The organism is Pantoea sp. X-Soil-ISGK-285 (assembly GCF_059730815.1).
The window spans coordinates 2,127,134-2,142,624 of the sequence record NZ_AP035938.1; the positions used below are offsets into that span (position 1 = coordinate 2,127,134).

General features: G+C 56.2%; 17 protein-coding genes. 7 read left to right on the forward strand and 10 right to left on the reverse strand.

Annotated features, from left to right (window positions below):
* Window positions 1-97: 97 nt before the first annotated feature.
* Window positions 98-1,282 (forward strand): sugar transporter, encoded by a 1,185-nt coding sequence (locus AC6I8B_RS10175; protein ID WP_010244774.1) that lies wholly within the window; start codon window positions 98-100, stop codon window positions 1,280-1,282.
* A gap of 62 nt (window positions 1,283-1,344) precedes the next feature.
* Here the strand turns inward: AC6I8B_RS10175 and bhsA (AC6I8B_RS10180) are convergent, their stop codons facing one another.
* Window positions 1,345-1,602: a multiple stress resistance protein BhsA gene (gene bhsA / locus AC6I8B_RS10180; protein WP_033757723.1), complete on the reverse strand. Its 258-nt coding sequence runs from the start codon at window positions 1,600-1,602 to the stop codon at window positions 1,345-1,347.
* A 38-nt stretch (window positions 1,603-1,640) separates the two neighbouring features.
* Complete coding sequence (bhsA, locus tag AC6I8B_RS10185; protein ID WP_010244768.1) at window positions 1,641-1,898, reverse strand: multiple stress resistance protein BhsA; 258 nt, start codon at window positions 1,896-1,898, stop codon at window positions 1,641-1,643.
* A gap of 307 nt (window positions 1,899-2,205) precedes the next feature.
* Between bhsA (AC6I8B_RS10185) and AC6I8B_RS10190 the strand changes: the two genes are divergently transcribed.
* Window positions 2,206-2,856, forward strand: a complete 651-nt coding sequence (locus AC6I8B_RS10190; protein WP_010244765.1) for a TetR/AcrR family transcriptional regulator — start codon at window positions 2,206-2,208, stop codon at window positions 2,854-2,856.
* Between the two features lie 47 nt (window positions 2,857-2,903).
* On the opposite strand, the gene rhaM is transcribed toward AC6I8B_RS10190, so the two are convergent.
* The 4 genes from rhaM to rhaB are packed head-to-tail and all read right to left on the reverse strand — an operon-like array spanning window position 2,904 to window position 6,782.
* Complete coding sequence (gene rhaM / locus AC6I8B_RS10195; RefSeq protein WP_010670186.1) at window positions 2,904-3,218, reverse strand: L-rhamnose mutarotase; 315 nt, start codon at window positions 3,216-3,218, stop codon at window positions 2,904-2,906.
* Window positions 3,208-4,050 carry a rhamnulose-1-phosphate aldolase gene (gene rhaD, locus AC6I8B_RS10200; RefSeq protein ID WP_010670187.1) on the reverse strand — a complete coding sequence of 281 codons (843 nt, stop codon included), beginning with the start codon at window positions 4,048-4,050 and terminating at the stop codon, window positions 3,208-3,210. Before rhaD ends, rhaM begins: the two co-directional genes overlap by 11 nt.
* Window positions 4,051-4,060: 10 nt before the next feature.
* Complete coding sequence (locus AC6I8B_RS10205) at window positions 4,061-5,317, reverse strand: L-rhamnose isomerase (protein WP_010670188.1); 1,257 nt, start codon at window positions 5,315-5,317, stop codon at window positions 4,061-4,063.
* Window positions 5,310-6,782, reverse strand: coding sequence for a rhamnulokinase (gene rhaB, locus AC6I8B_RS10210; RefSeq protein ID WP_157352194.1), 1,473 nt, complete (start codon window positions 6,780-6,782; stop codon window positions 5,310-5,312). The genes AC6I8B_RS10205 and rhaB overlap by 8 nt, the downstream gene beginning before the upstream one ends.
* Window positions 6,783-7,073: 291 nt before the next feature.
* On the opposite strand from rhaB, the gene rhaS reads away from it, so the two are divergent.
* Together rhaS and rhaR are read left to right on the forward strand one after the other, a co-directional pair.
* A complete protein-coding gene (gene rhaS / locus AC6I8B_RS10215; RefSeq protein ID WP_029519526.1) occupies window positions 7,074-7,895 on the forward strand; it encodes an HTH-type transcriptional activator RhaS in 822 nt (273 codons plus the stop codon).
* Window positions 7,896-7,906: 11 nt separating this feature from the next.
* Window positions 7,907-8,770 (forward strand): HTH-type transcriptional activator RhaR, encoded by an 864-nt coding sequence (gene rhaR, locus AC6I8B_RS10220; RefSeq protein WP_010244749.1) that lies wholly within the window; start codon window positions 7,907-7,909, stop codon window positions 8,768-8,770.
* Window positions 8,771-8,943: 173 nt separating this feature from the next.
* On the opposite strand, the gene rhaT is transcribed toward rhaR, so the two are convergent.
* Window positions 8,944-9,978, reverse strand: coding sequence for an L-rhamnose/proton symporter RhaT (gene rhaT / locus AC6I8B_RS10225; protein ID WP_033787799.1), 1,035 nt, complete (start codon window positions 9,976-9,978; stop codon window positions 8,944-8,946).
* A gap of 359 nt (window positions 9,979-10,337) precedes the next feature.
* On the opposite strand from rhaT, the gene AC6I8B_RS10230 reads away from it, so the two are divergent.
* Window positions 10,338-10,661: a hypothetical protein gene (locus AC6I8B_RS10230; RefSeq protein ID WP_010244743.1), complete on the forward strand. Its 324-nt coding sequence runs from the start codon at window positions 10,338-10,340 to the stop codon at window positions 10,659-10,661.
* Window positions 10,662-10,704: 43 nt separating this feature from the next.
* On the forward strand, window positions 10,705-10,803 hold the full coding sequence (locus AC6I8B_RS10235) for a YoaK family small membrane protein (RefSeq protein WP_008925225.1): 99 nt from the start codon (window positions 10,705-10,707) through the stop codon (window positions 10,801-10,803).
* 3 nt (window positions 10,804-10,806) lie between these two features.
* On the opposite strand, the gene AC6I8B_RS10240 is transcribed toward AC6I8B_RS10235, so the two are convergent.
* Complete coding sequence (locus AC6I8B_RS10240; protein WP_010244737.1) at window positions 10,807-11,073, reverse strand: DksA/TraR family C4-type zinc finger protein; 267 nt, start codon at window positions 11,071-11,073, stop codon at window positions 10,807-10,809.
* A 196-nt stretch (window positions 11,074-11,269) separates the two neighbouring features.
* On the opposite strand from AC6I8B_RS10240, the gene aldA reads away from it, so the two are divergent.
* The gene (aldA, locus tag AC6I8B_RS10245) at window positions 11,270-12,706 is read left to right on the forward strand and encodes an aldehyde dehydrogenase (RefSeq protein WP_497817427.1); all 1,437 of its coding nucleotides are present in this window, start codon (window positions 11,270-11,272) and stop codon (window positions 12,704-12,706) included.
* A gap of 75 nt (window positions 12,707-12,781) precedes the next feature.
* Here the strand turns inward: aldA and AC6I8B_RS10250 are convergent, their stop codons facing one another.
* Window positions 12,782-14,050 carry an MFS transporter gene (locus AC6I8B_RS10250; protein WP_010244731.1) on the reverse strand — a complete coding sequence of 423 codons (1,269 nt, stop codon included), beginning with the start codon at window positions 14,048-14,050 and terminating at the stop codon, window positions 12,782-12,784.
* Window positions 14,047-15,468, reverse strand: coding sequence for a M20 family metallopeptidase (locus tag AC6I8B_RS10255; RefSeq protein ID WP_157352207.1), 1,422 nt, complete (start codon window positions 15,466-15,468; stop codon window positions 14,047-14,049). The genes AC6I8B_RS10250 and AC6I8B_RS10255 overlap by 4 nt, the downstream gene beginning before the upstream one ends.
* Window positions 15,469-15,491 lie beyond the last annotated feature (23 nt).

Below are 15,491 nucleotides of genomic sequence, written 5' to 3' on the forward strand. Positions count from 1 at the left end.
TTTATTCACTACAATGGTCAGTAATTTGTGACGCAGGTCACTTTCGCTGGATGTTTCTGCCACATCCGATTCGCTGTACTGACTGACTTGACTCCTCATGCAACCAACTACTGTTTCACGTAAAACTGCCTGGCTACGCGTGGTATTGCTGGCCATCGCCGCCTTTGTATTTAATACCACCGAATTTGTGCCGGTTGGCCTGTTATCTGACATCGCTGCTGACTTTTCAATGCAGACGGCTGACGTCGGGATCATGCTGACCATCTATGCCTGGGTGGTTGCACTGCTCTCACTGCCGCTGATGCTGCTGACCCGCAATATTGAGCGACGACTGCTGCTGGGTGTGCTGTTCCTGATCTTTATCGTCAGCCACGTTCTTTCTACCGTTGCCTGGGATTTCCGTTCGCTGATGGTGTCACGCGTGGGTATCGCCCTGTCTCACGCGGTGTTCTGGTCGATCACCGCCTCGCTGGCGATTCGCGTCGCTCCGGCCGGTAAGAAAACTCAGGCGCTAAGTATGCTGGCAACCGGTACCGCGCTGGCGATGGTGCTGGGCGTGCCGATTGGCCGCGTGGTCGGTCAGTATCTTGGCTGGCGTACGACCTTCGGCGCGATTGGCCTTTCGGCACTGGTGCTGATGATTATGCTGGTGCGCATCCTGCCGCGTCTGCCGAGTGAACATACCGGCTCGCTGAGCAGTGTGCCGATGCTGTTTCGCCGTCCGGCGCTGGTCAGCATGTATCTGCTGGTGACGCTGGTCGTTACCGCGCATTACACCGCTTACAGCTATATCGAGCCCTTTATGCAAACCGTGGCCCATTCCAGTGGCAACTTCACCACCCTGCTACTGCTGCTGTTTGGCTCTGCGGGCATTGTGGGTAGCGTACTGTTCAGCACACTCGGTAATAAGTTTCCCTCCGGACTGCTGATTGCGGCCATCGCGCTGATCACCCTGTGCATGGGCCTGCTGATTTTTGCTGCCGTTCGCCCTGCGGCTATTTCAACGCTATGCGTTGTCTGGGGAATGGCGATGATGATGATCGGACTGGGTATGCAGGTGCGGGTGTTGTCGCTGGCACCGGATGCCACGGATGTGGCGATGTCGCTGATGTCCGGTATCTACAATATCGGTATCGGCGCGGGTGCGCTGCTGGGTAATCAGGTCAGCCTGCATCTGAGCATGGCGGAAGTCGGCAATGTCGGCGGGATGATTGGCCTGGTGGCGTTACTCTGGTGTGTTTATATCTTCCGTCGTTATCCACAGTTACGCAGTAACGGATAATAAAAAAATGCTTCAGATAAGCGGGTTATCTGAAGCCTGTTCAGGGTTATTTACTGCTCATTTTATCTATAAAGAACGGCTGTGCCATGCAGGTTGTTGCTGCCAGAGGTCGAAGTGATGCGGAAAGACTTTGCTCCTGCATCGCTGGCCTTTTCTGACAGTTGCTGCTCCAGCGAAAGCAGATTAGTACTGCCCGTTGCGCTGATGACACCGATTTTTTGCTGATCCAGCGGTGTGCTGCTGACCTGCTGGGCCGCTACGCTGGCAAATGACAGACCGCTTAGCACCGCCGCCACGACCATCATATTGATATTTTTCATAACGAACCCCTTCTCACTTATTCTGTTGAAAACCAAAATTACTGATAAATCACAGCCGTGCCGTGCAGTTTGTTCTGGCCGCTGGTTGAGGTGATGCGGAACGATTTCGCACCCGCTTCATCCGCTTTAGCACTTAGCTGCGCTTCAACAGAAGACAGATTGGTGCCGCCCAGTACAGAGATGGTGCCAACTGGCTGCTGATTAACAGGTTCGCTGGTCACCAGGTCAGCGGCAGATGCGCCAAAAGTCAGAGTCGTCAGTGCCAGCGCTGCCAGGGTGATTTTGATGTTTTTCATAATAATCTCTCTATTCAATATTGAAATTCGGTTGGTCTGAATGGGTTGTCACTATTTAATTAATGACCGTTAAACAAATGATAGACCCCGATACGGTTTGTCGTCAACATTTATTTAATGAGCGTTATTTTATTCGCGAAGTGGCGTGATTATGGGCTTCAGCCTCTTTTCTGACTTAACCTAAGGGGCTGTAATAATGCGCTGGCGCACAAAATGGCAACCCCTGCCGGCGGTATCCACGCCAGGCCTTGCACATTTTTATAATGATCGGTAATTTAATAGGGTGTTTTACTGTCAGTGAGGGTGTATGAGTCAGGTTCAGGATTGCGATGTAAAGAAATGCCGCGGCCGACCAAAAGTGTTCGATCGCGAAGCAGCGCTCGATAAAGCTCTGACCCTGTTCTGGACGCACGGTTACGAGGGAACTTCTCTGGCCGATCTGGTGGCCGCAACCGGCGCGAAAGCGCCAACCCTCTACGCCGAGTTTGTTAATAAAGAGGGACTGTTTCGCGCGGCGATGGAGCGCTATGTGGAGAAGTTCAGTGCATGGCGTGAAGCGGCATTGGGCGATGACCAGTTACCGGTGGATCGGGCTATTGAAGCCTATTTCCGCGCCACCGCGGCCTGTTTTACCGAACGCGACTCTCCCGGCGGCTGTTTCTTTATCTGCACCTCAACCGCCCTGTCTGCGGCTTCAGCAGAGATTGCCACCATGCTGCAACAGCAGCATCAGTCGCAGGAGCATGTGTTAAAGGATTTTCTGCTGGCGCGTCAGCAGCGTGGTGAACTGAGTGCGTCAGTAAACATTCCCGCGCTGTCACGTTATCTGAGTTGTATGCTGCAGGGCATGTCGGTGCGGGCGCGTGAAGGCGTTGAGCGTGACGATCTGGAGAGCATTATTGATACGCTGATGGCGATGTGGCCGACACTCACCGGCCTGTGTCAGGCTAAGCGTTGAAAATATCAGGGCGGCGATGCCGCCCTTTTCATCTTTTATTCCCGATTTTATTCCAGAAAGAAAACCGGTTTTAACGGCTCACTGATCGGGCTGTTATCTGCATTCGACGGCATCAGATCTTTCATTGATGCCCACCAGCGCTGACAGACCTCCGTTTCTGCCACCGCGTTCCAGCGCTCCTCAGATTCAATCTCAACACTGGCGAACAGCAGATGCCGCTCGGCGTCCAGCCAGATGGCATAGTTGTGCGCGCCGTGCGCTTTCAGGGTTTCGGCCAGTTCTGGCCAGATCGGTGAGTGCCGACGCTCATACTCTGCATGGCAATAAGGATTCACCTGCATCACAAAGGCTTTACGCAGCATTAGCAGGCCCTGCATCCAGCGCCGGTTGCCACGGCTTCACACCAAAGCGCTCACCCAATGCAACCAGCTGTTCTGTGGTGATACTCTGACGAATACCGCCCATCGACAGCACTTTGACGATCACTTCTGACGATTTCTCCGCCGTATCAATCAGACCAAAAGTCTCATCGAGTGTCGGGCCCGTGCCAAAGACACCGTGGAATGGCCACATCACAAGGGTATGTGACTGCATCTGTCCGGCGGTCGCGGTGCCGATTTCATCGGTGCCGGGTACCATCCAGGGTAAAACACCCACACCGTCCGGGAACACCACCAGACATTCGGTACTCCCTTCCCACAGCAGGCGGGTAAAGCGGGCGGAATCCATCTCAACCACATAGCTTAAGGCCATAAAGTTGGTGGCGTGACAGTGCATGATCACCCGGTCTGCACCCTTGCTGACCGCTTTACGCACCGCATGAGACTGAAAGTGTGACGCCAGTTCAGAGGTCGGCAAACCGCCATTCGACAGGCCCCAGTGAATTTTATAAGAGAGCCCTTTGTCATCGACCTGCAGCAGTGCCAGACAATCCGCCGGATCAAGCTGGACATTACGCATGAATTTTCCTGACCCGGTCACCAAAAACCAGTCGTTCGCCAGCGCCGGCGCGGGTTGTGTCAGCTCAATACAGCGCGGTTGCAGGCAGAAATCAGCGGCAAAAGGTTTAACCTCCTCTTCCCGCAGACGCAGGCTGACGTTGCCGCCGTTACGTTCGTCCCAGCCCTTCAGCCACATATCGCTGGTTGCTTTGACCATTCCCTTAACAAACCCGGAAGAAAGAATGCTTTGCATAGTGAAATCCTTAACGTTGGCTCAAAATCTGTTGTTCATAATGGCGGACGTCGCCTAACCAGCTGGCATCAGCCGGGACGTCATGGCGCAGGCACCAGGCTTCCCATACCGCCTGCCACGGCAATGATTTTTGCTCTTCCAGCAGCGTCAGCCGCGCGGTGTAATCACCCTCGTTCTCGGCCTGGCGCAGACGATCGGTTGGCTCCAGCAGAGCACGCAGCAGCGCTTTTTTAGTGTTACGGGTGCCGATAACCCAGGCGGCAATCCGGTTGATAGAGGCGTCGAAGAAATCGAGTCCGATATGCACTTTGTCGAACAGCTGATGGCGGACGATCTCACTGGCGATCGCCTGAGTTTCATCATCCAGCAGCACCACATGGTCGCTGTCCCAGCGCACCGGGCGGCTGACGTGCAGCAGCAGACGCGGCACATAGAGCATCGCGGCAGAAATTTTGTCGGAGATCACTTCGGTGGGATGAAAATGTCCCGCATCCAGGCATAGTGCCGTCTGGCGGCTGGCGGCGTAACCAAGATAAAACTCATTGGAGCCCACGGTGTAGCTCTCTGCGCCAATGCCAAACAGCTTGCTCTCAACCGCGTCGATATGGTGCTGCGGATTCAGTTTTTCTGAGATGACCTCATCCAGTGCGCTCATCAGACGCTGACGCGGGGCCAGTCGATCCACGGTAATATCTTTCATGCCGTCCGGCACCCAGATATTCATCACTGACGGCGTGCCAAGCTGCTCACCAAACGAAGCGGAGATGCGGCGACTCGCTTTGCAGTGATCGATCCAGAACTGACGCACGGTTTTATCACTGTGCGACAGCGTAAAACCGTCGGCACTCATCGGATGCGAGAAGCAGCTGGGGTTAAAATCCAGCCCTAAGTTGTGCTCTTTCGCCCAGGCGACCCAGTTGGTGAAATGGGCAGGTTCAATCGCATCCCGATCGACTGGCTTGTCACTTTCCAGATAGATAGCGTGCAGGTTCAGACGTTTTGCGCCTGGGATCAGAGACATCGCCTTGTCGATATCGCTGCGTAATTCACTGGCATTGCGTGCCCGCCCCGGATAGTTGCCGGTCGCCTGGATGCCGCCAGTCAATGCGCCCTGTGGGTTCTCAAAGCCCCGGACATCGTCCCCCTGCCAGCAGTGCATCGAGACAGGAATGCTGTCCAGCTGGCGAATGGCCTGTTCAACATCAACTCCATTGTCAGCGTAGCGTTGTTTAGCCAGTTCAAAAGCCTGTTCAATCTGCTTAGTCATAAGCGGGTTCCTTAGCGGGTTGACTCAGCGTCGCGAAGCGTGCCTGACTGGCACTGAAGACGCTGTGAGTTTGCGGTTCGAATTTTTCCAGTGGGAAGTTGTTGATGACGCTGCAGCGGAAATTAGCCACATCGATCAGTTCGCCAAGCGCAATCAGCTGGCAACCGACGTTACCCAGCGTGGAGGCTTCAACCGGACCTGCCAGCACCGGAATCTGGCAGGCATCGGCACAGAGCTGGTTAAGAAAACGGTTCTGGCTGCCGCCCCCTACCACGTGCAGCTGGCTGAAAGGTTTGCCTCGCAGCTCTGCCAGCTCCTGGATCACCTCACGATAGAGCAGTGCCAGGCTGTCAAATATGCAGCGTGCCAGCGCGGCGGCAGATTGTGGCACCGGCATTCCCTGCTCTGCGCAGGCGTTCTGAATCTCGTTAACCATGCTGTCGGGATTGATGAAGCGCGCATCGTTGGGACTAATCAGTGAAACACAGGCGGGCTGGCGGGCCGTCTGATCAATCAGTGCGCTGAGATCGTCAATCTGCAGTTCGCCGCAGATGCGCTGCAACAGCCATAAGCCCATGATGTTTTTCAGTACGCGATAGCCTTCTGCGCCGCCCTCATTGGTGATATTGGCGCGTAAAGCGGCATCGCAGGCATAAGGCTGCAAACTTTCAAAGCCCATCAGCGACCAGGTTCCGGAACTGAGATAGGCCGCATCGTCCTGCATCAGCGGCGTTGCCAGAACCGCGCTGGCGGTGTCGTGGGTGGCGACGGCAATCACCGGGACCGGGACACCCGCGCTATTGACCCAGTGGCCGACGGTGTTGCCCGATGCCTGCGGCTGACCGAACCATTCAGGAGCAACGCCCGCCCAGGCGAGCAGCTCACGATCCCATTCGCCGCTGTGAATATTGAGCATTTGCGTGGTGGTGGCGTTGGTGTATTCCCAGTTGAGATTACCGGTCAGGCGATAATGCAGGTAGTCCGGCATCATCAGCGCATGCGCCACGCGGGCCTGCCAGTCGGGCTGCTGCTGATGCAGGGCACGCATCTGATAGAGCGTATTGAATGGCAGAAACTGAATGCCGGTTCGGGCGTAGATGGCACTGCGGCTCAGTTCGTGCTGCGCCTGCTCCATCAGGCCGTGGGTGCGCGCATCGCGGTAGCTGACCGCCTCACCCACCGGCTCGCCCTCTGCATCCAGCAGCACCATATCAACGCCCCAGGTGTCGATACCGATACTGTCTGGCACGATCTTCTCTTCATCTAACTGAGCCAGCCCGGCGCGTATCTCCTGCTCAAGCATCGTCAGATCCCAGCAGTCATAACCGGCACGACGCTGGCGCTTATTTTTAAAGCGCCGGACCTCACGAAGCGCGAGCTGGCGCTGCGCAGCATCCCAGCTTGCGAGCATGACCCGCCCGCTGGATGCCCCGAGATCAATAGCAACAATGTTTCTCCTGGTCATGGCGACTTTTCCCTGTGATTGAGTGGTCACAGAGTAAAAACCTGGCCGGTTAAAGACCTTCCCCGGAGTGCCAGCGGCTGATAAGCCCTGGCAGACTTGCAAAGAACTTCGTGAGAGAGATCACAGAGGCGAAAGGCAGGAGGATGTGACCCCTGCCGCAAATCTGTTAACTGCTGAGGATTTCTTGAAAAATCAGCATGATTCCTGCTGAGTCAGGCTGAAAATTCAAGGTAAGGTTAGAGCGTGCTGATTAGACTGCGTTACGGTTTTGTTAAGCAGCGAGAGATGACCATGACCATATTGCACAGTGCGGATTTTTTCCCCGAAGGCGATTACGCCATTGCGATTGAACCCCGCGTACCCCAGGCCGCCTTCCCGGAACATCATCATGATTTCCATGAAATTGTGCTGGTTGAGCAAGGCTCTGGCATTCATGTGTTTAATGGTCAGCCACAAACGCTGTGCGCCGGTTGCGTCTGTTTTGTGCGCGATCACGATCGTCATCTTTATGAGCAGACCGACAACCTTTGTCTGACCAACGTGCTTTATCGCAGCCCCGGCGCGTTTCGCTTTCTCTCCGGGTTACAGGCTTTACTGCCCTGCGATCAGGACGGGCAATATGCTTCCCACTGGCGCATCAATCAAAAGGTGATGACGCAGGCGCTGAGTGTGGCGGCGCAGATGCAGCCGGATGATACCTGGTCGATGGAAAAACAGGCGCGTCAGGAACAGCTCTTTTTACAGTTGCTGGTGCTGTTGCGTGAGGCGTGCATTGACGGACAGAGTCAGGATCAGGAGGCGCGGCTGCATCGTCTGCTCGACTGGCTGGGTGAGCATTACAGTGATGAGATTATCTGGGATGAACTGGCGGATCGCTTCTCCCTGTCGCTGCGTACCCTGCATCGGCAAATGAAGCAGCAAACCGGTAGCACGCCGCAGCGCTACCTGAACCGTGTGCGGCTGTTGCAGGCCCGTCATCTGCTGCGTCACAGTGATATGCGAATTACCGATATCGCCTTCCAGTGTGGATTTGGGGACAGCAACCATTTCTCAACCCTGTTCAGGCGCGAATTTGGCTGCGCACCGCGAGCGGAGCGCCAGCAGATGATGTAAAGGAGCCAATCATGGCATTGATACTCAGTCGGGATGACTATTTTCCCGCCACTACTCTACCGGTGGCGGTCGCCGAAAGGATGCCACAACCCTCTTTCCCGCCGCATCGACACGAGTTCAGTGAAATCGTGATTGTCTGGCGCGGCAATGGCCTGCACGTCCTCAACGATCGGCCCTGGCTGATTACCTGTGGCGACGTTTTTTATATCCGCGACAGTGACTGCCACAGCTACGACAGCGTTAACGATCTGGTGCTGGATAACATCCTCTACTGTCGGGATCGCTTTGGTCTTGCCCTTGACTGGAATCAGCTGCTGCCGCAACAGGGACCGGATGCGCCAGGCGGCTGGCGGCTGACCACGCGAGGGATGGCGCTGGCCCGGGGAGTGATCAGCCAGCTGGAGCGTGAAAGCCGCAAAAGCGACCCCCTGTCAGTTCAGCTCTCGGAGGCGCTGTTTTTACAGCTGGCGCTGATTCTGCGCCGCCACGGCTACGCGGCCGACCGCCCCTGGGCGTTGCCGGAGGGGGAACAGCTCGATCTGCTGATGTCAGCGTTACAGGGTGCGATTGCCCGCCCCTTTGATCTCGCGGAGTTTTGTCAGCAGAACCAGCTCAGCGAACGGGCGCTGAGGCAGCTTTTCCGTCAGCAGACCGGGATGACCATCGGTCATTACCTGCGTCAGCTGCAGCTCTGTCAGGCAAAATATCTGCTGCGCACCCAGGATTGTCTGATTAGTGAGGTTGCCGCCCGCTGCGGCTTTGATGACAGTAACTATTTTTCGGTGGTTTTCACCCGTGACACCGGTTTACCTCCCAGCGCCTGGCGACAGCAATTTATCGCGCCACGCCAGGCACTGAAAAGTGCCGAGTCTTAATAAAACGGGCCTGCATAGCAGGCCCGTTGAGGTAACAGAGAAAAGCTGTTCCACATTGCCGGGAAACAGTGCCTGCGAATTAAACTAATGTGTTGTTGTAAGTAAAACCCCGACGGAGTGAGCCATCAGTCTGGCAGGCCCCGCCTGCATAAAGACAGAGTCACTATTCGCGATCAGGCCGCCATGCCAAGTCCCACAATATTGGCGGCAATGATAATCACCACACAGCCGATTGATAACACGCTGACCGGGCGGCGTCCCGCAGACTTCCACTCCTTCATCAGCAGCCCCACAAGACCACCACACAGGACGTATAGACTCATGTGCAGCATCCAGCTGACATAGTCATACTGCGCCGGGATTCTGGCATGGCCCCAGGCATAGAAGAAGAACTGCAGATACCACATGGTGCCGCCGAGCACCGCAAACGCGGTATTAGCAATCAGCAGCGACTTCCCGACCGAGAAGTCTTTACGCACCGACAGCTCTGGCCGGGTGGCCAGCCGCCAGAAACAGAAGGCCAGATTAACCAGAGCGCCGCCGCCCATAATGATTACGTAGCTGGGCAGAGCTACATACAGCGGATCGATGCCCAGATTAGCGGCGGCCTGATGCATGGGTTTAGCCGCATCCATGGCAAAGGACATACCCGCCGAGAAGATGCCGCACATCACCGCCAGCACCAGTCCTTTTCTGAGATTAAACTCTTCTGCGTTAATCCCCAGCGCCCGCTCCTTTAACAGCCCGGCACGCGATACAATCCCGACGCCAATCAGTGCCACCAGTACGCCCAGCAGGGTTAACCGGCCACCCGCCGACGCGAAGAGCTCACCAAAGCGCCCCTGCAGAAGCGGTGTCATCAGCGTGCCGACCACCAGGGTAATGCCAATCGCGATACCGATCCCCATCGACATGCCGAGATAACGCATAGTCAGGCCGTAGTTGATATTGCCTATGCCCCACATCGCGCCAAACAGAAATACCGGTGTCAGCTGGGACAGCGAGAAGCTGCTGTAATAGGCCATAAAATCTGGCAGTAAAATGGCACTTACCGCCCACGGCAGGATCAGCCACGACATCAGGCCACCGATCGACCACATGGTTTCCCATGACCATCTTTTCACCTGTTTAAAAGGCGCGTAGAAACACGCGGCGCTGGCAGCTCCGACAAAATGCCAGAAGATACCCGCAATAATGGCACTGTTCATTGTTATTCCCCGGTTAGGTTGAGGCCTGTCGGAAACCTGTCTGCTTCCGCTCAGCAGGCAGTCTACGTTCAGCAGGAATTCCTCAGCCTTTGGATAAATGCCGGAAGCCACAGTGAAGTGGCAATATTTACCCGTTGTGCCCATCAGGGATCACAATTTCACCGTTGTCAGAAAACCGGATGATTAGTTAAGTAAGTAACTTATTATTCAATGTTTTTTTCATTTTTGCTGTGTGGCGCAGCACAATTCTGATCTGACTGCCATTCACAAGGGAAGGTTGGCAAATGTGCAAAGAAGCCTTTCATTAACGCGGGCAAGGTCGTATAAACTGGGGAAAATTGATCGGATCAGGGAATGGGATGACGACAAAGTGGTTAACGCTGTTTCTTTCGCAGTCAGTCAGCCAGGTCATGCTGGATGATCTGCGCGCGATATTACCTGCAGATGCGATAAAGGTGTTTGTGAATGGCCTGGATGAAACCCACTATGCCACCCTTGAGTGTGTGCAGGCGGATCAGCATTGCGCCCTGATCGCCTCAGCGATAGTGGTCTGGCGTCAGCTCGGACATGTTCACCATATTCTCTATAAAAAAGGTGAGGTGTTGCGGGAGGAAAATGATGCAACGCAGTTCCAGCTGTTCACTCTGCTGAAAACCCACCGCGCCGTATTGCAGATCTCATGATAAGATCGCAGCCCCTGAAATCGCTGTTTGCAGCAGGTAAATTATGAGAATTGGAATTCTGTTTCCGATCGCCATCATTGTGGCGGGCGTGGGCTTTCTGGCGTGGTTTATTGGCAGTGGCCTGGCGATGCCAGGCTCCTGAAGGTCAGCGCAACTGACTGTCTTTACTGCCCCGACGGTTATATAAACTGCTGGTCTGCTGCTGCTTGTCGATTTTTTCCTGACACGCCACACAATAGTGCACGCCTTTAAGCGCCTGACGACGCGCTTCGGGAATCGGCTCGCCGCAGAGCTCACATTCGGTGGCGCTTTCGCCCTGTCCGATCGACTGTCTTACCCGCTCAATGCCGTCATTGACGGTGCTATCGATCTGTTCCTGTACTGCGCCTTCTGACGCCCATCCATTTGCCATGATTTAACCCCTTTATTACCACTTCACTCCTTTAAATCTACAACATATTGACGTTTTTGCCGCAGAACTCACCGATATCTGTGATTGGCTGCCAAGCGCAACCGGCAGCTGGCAATCAGCTAAAGGTAGCCCTGAGCAATCTGTTTCACCCTGCTATCACATTACTGCAACGTATCGATAGCGGAGAGCTAAGCTAATGACAACACATCATCAACATTACATTAATGGCGAATTTGTTGCCCATCAGGGTGACCGGTGGATTGAAGTGATCAATCCGTCCACGGAGGCGTTGCTGTCCCGTATTCCCCAGGGCAGTCGTCAGGATGCCAGCCTTGCTATCAGCGCCGCAGAAGTGGCTCAGCCTGGATGGGAAGCGCTGCCTGCAGTAGAGCGTGGCGTCTGGCTGCACAAAATTGCCACCGCCATCCGCCAGCGTGAGCCTGAACTGACGTCAACCATTGTGGCTGAGGGTGGAAAAACCCAGGGACTGGCGAAGACCGAAGTGATGTTCACCGCCGACTACCTCGACTACATGGCGGAGTGGGCGCGGCGCTATGAAGGTGAGATCATCAACAGTGACCGCCCCAACGAAAACATCTTCCTGTTCAAAAAAGCGATCGGCGTCACTACCGGAATACTGCCGTGGAATTTCCCCTTCTTCCTCATTGCCCGCAAAGCGGCGCCGGCCCTGATCACCGGAAACACCATCGTGATCAAACCCAGTGAGCTGACACCGAATAATGCGGCACTTTTTGCCGACATCATACAAAAGCTGGGTCTGCCTGCTGGCGTCATTAACTTTGTTTATGGTCTGGGACCGGAAGTGGGACAGGAGCTGGCAGCAAATCCTAAGGTCGGTCTGGTGAGTCTGACCGGAAGCGTCGGTGCGGGCATTGCCACCATGGAAGCCGCGGCTAAAAATGTCACCAAAGTGTCGCTGGAACTGGGTGGCAAAGCCCCCGCCATCGTGATGGATGATGCCGACCTCGAGCTGGCTGTGCGGGCGGTCGTCAGCTCGCGGATCATTAACAGCGGCCAGGTCTGCAATTGCGTAGAGCGGCTCTATGTGCAGGAAGGCATTTACGATCGTTTTATCAGCGCACTGACCGCCGCGTTTCAGCAGGTGACATTTGGCGACCCGGCCGAACGCAGCGATATCGATATGGGTCCGCTGATTAATGCCGCAGCACGGGATCGGGTGGAGCAGAAGGTGGCAGAGGCCGTCGCCGCAGGGGCGAAAGTGGTTCTGGGCGGCAAGCGCGCCGGAGACAGAGGCTTCTTTTTCCAGCCCACCTTGCTGACTGAGGTGCGCCAGGAGATGACGATTATGCAGGAGGAGATTTTTGGCCCGGTTCTGCCGGTGATGAGTTTTAAAACGCTTGACGAGGCGATTACGCTGGCCAACGACTGCGAGTATGGGCTGACCTCTTCGATTTATACGCAGAATCTGAATACCACCATGACCGCGCTGCGAAAGCTGAAGTTCGGCGAAACCTATGTTAACCGTGAAAACTTCGAAGCGATGCAGGGATTTCATGCCGGGTGGCGTAAATCGGGTGTCGGCGGTGCCGATGGAAAACATGGTCTGGAGGAGTATCTGCAGACCCATGTTGCCTATTTACAGTTCAGTTAATCACTGGCTCGATCTTACCTCCTCCCGTACCTGACGTTGTCAGTACCAGAGTGGGCCAGTAATTGGCCCACTCTTTTATGCCACCCGCTTACTGCAGCGCAGCAGCGCGATGCCACTCAGCACGGCTACGGCCATCAGGTAGTATCCAGGCGCCAGACTGCTGCCGGTGGCGGCTATCAGCATGCTGCAAATCAACGGTGCAAACCCGCCAAATACCGTCACGGCCACGTTGTAGCTAATCGCCATGCCGCTGGCGCGCGTGGTCGCCGGGAAGAGATCGGCCATCACCGACGGCACCGTGGAGAAATAGACCGACTTGAGTAGCGCCATCCACGCCACCAGCAGGATCAGCGTGGTGGGCGTAGTGTGATCGACCATCCATTTGAAGGCGGGATAGATCGTGACCATCAACAGCAGCAGCGATCCCCACATCAGCGGCAATCGGCCTATCCGCTCCGCCCACAATCCCATTATGGGCGTCACCACCGTCAGGATAATCCCTGCGACCAGCGTGGCGGTAAAGGCCACTGACCCCGGCAGATGCAGCGTTTTGGTGGCGTAGGTCGGAATGTAATTGAGCATGTAGTTGACGGCGGTCGAGATCACCATCACCCCAATCGCCAGGGTGATCAGCGCTTTCTGCCGCCCGAACAGCGTTTTCAGCGGTGCGGCTTCCTTCTCCTGCGTCGCAAAGCTGGCGGGCTCCTGCACGTGACGGCGAATGTAGATCCCCAGCGGCCCAATGAGTAAGCCGAAGGCAAACGGGATACGCCAGCCCCACGCCTGAATCTCGCTTTCGCTCAGCCAGTGTGTCAGCCCCAGGCCGAACGCCGATGCCATCAGAGTACTGGCGCCCTGTGTGGCGAACTGCCAGCTGGCGATAAAGGCTTTGCGCTCCGGAAAGTGCTCTACCAGGAAAGCGGTGGAACTGCCAAATTCGCCTCCGGCAGAGAAGCCCTGAATCAGACGCGCCAGGATAATCAGCAGCGGCGCCGCCAGACCAATAGTGGCGTAACCCGGCATAAAGGTAATGATCGCCCCGCCCAGCATCATCAGATTGATTGAGAGCAGCAGCGCTTTTTTACGGCCATGACGGTCGGCATAGTTGCCCAGCACGATGGCACCCAGCGGACGGATCAGGAATGAGATGCCGAAGCTGCCGAAGGTCAGCAGCAGCGACACTGACGGATCGCTGACCGGAAAGAAGACGTGCGCGATGTAGCTGGCGAAGAAGCCATACACCGCGATGTCGAACCACTCCAGCGCGTTACCAATGCAGGTAGCGAACAGCGTTTTGTGCAGGCTCGGTTTCACCTGCGGAGTACTCTGCGCGATGCTGCTCATTGTTCACCTCTCCGCCACTGATGGTGGCGCGACATCAGTTGTTCGCCCTCTTCACCCAGTTGCCAGAAAAGGCGGGTCATGATCGCCAGCCCTTCACGTGCAACAGAGGTGAGCATGTGTTCGTTAACGCCATGCTGGCCGCAGGCCGGATAGGAATGGGGCACCCACAGCGTCGGGAGGCCGAGGATATCGGCAAATACCTCATTGGGCAGTGAACCGCCGAGATTGGGCAACAGCGCCGGTTTTTTACCGCTGCTGCGGGCCAGCGTGTCCAGCGCCCAGGTCACCAGCGGATCCTGCGGATCGAGTCGCGTTGCAGGTGAACCGCGCATAAACTCCACGCTGACGTTATCGAAGCCGTGCTGATGCAGGTGACTTTCGACATGCCGGACCAGATTTTCCCAGTCGGTGCCGACCACAAATCGCAGCTGACACACCGCCGTGGCGCTGCCGGGGATGGCGTTCATCGGGCGCGCCGGGTTACCGGTTTCAAACGCCAGCACCTCCAGCGTGTTCCAGCCATAAAGACGCTCCGCAGGCGTCAGGCCAGGTTCTCCCCAGCCGTCGGCCAGCGCCGGATCGCCCGGCATTCCGCCCACCTCGATATCACTGAGGATGGCGCGCACCGCATCGGTCAGGGAGTCCGGTTTCAGCGCGGCGACCTGCAATACACCCTTTGCATTCACCAGGCAGGCGAGCGCATTCGCCAGCTGGGTGCCGGGATTGCTCAGCAATCCGCCCCAGTTGCCGGAGTGATAGGCGTTGTCGCGCGCCCTGATAGTCAGACGAAAGTTCGCCGCGCCACGCGAACCCAGGAACAGTGTCGGCCGCACCGCGTTCAGTCGCGGGCCATCAGAGGCGATAAAGAGGTCGGCCTGTAACAGCGCCCGCTGCTGCTGGCAAATCTCCGCCAGCCCTGGCGAGCTGATCTCTTCACCCATTTCAAACAGGATTTTGCAGTTGAAGCCCAGTGCGCCACCGCGTGCCTGCCACACCTGCTCCAGCGCCGCGAGATTGATGCAGTGCTGGCCTTTGTTGTCCGCACTGCCGCGCCCGTACAGGCGGTCATCTTCAGCCGTGAGTCGCCACGGTGATAAACCGTCGCGCCAGTTCTCATCGTCGCCGAACACCACATCGCCGTGGCCATAGCAGAGCAGCGTCGGTCTGGAGGGATCTTCAATGAGCGTGGCGATCAGAAACGGCGGGCTGCCGGGCTGCGGATTCTCAAACGGGTGCAGCGTAAATCCCATCGTCGCCAGCTGCGGGCCGATCTCCTGCTGCAGATAGTTCTCCAGCTCCACCTGCCTGCTGGCGTGCTGGCTTTCGGTCACGCAGGAAATTCGTCGTGCCAGCAGCTGCTGAAACTCGCCACTGTCGAAATAGTGCATCGCCTGGTCAACGGTCTGTTGCTCTGTCATGTTTGCCCTGTCTGTTCTTTTTA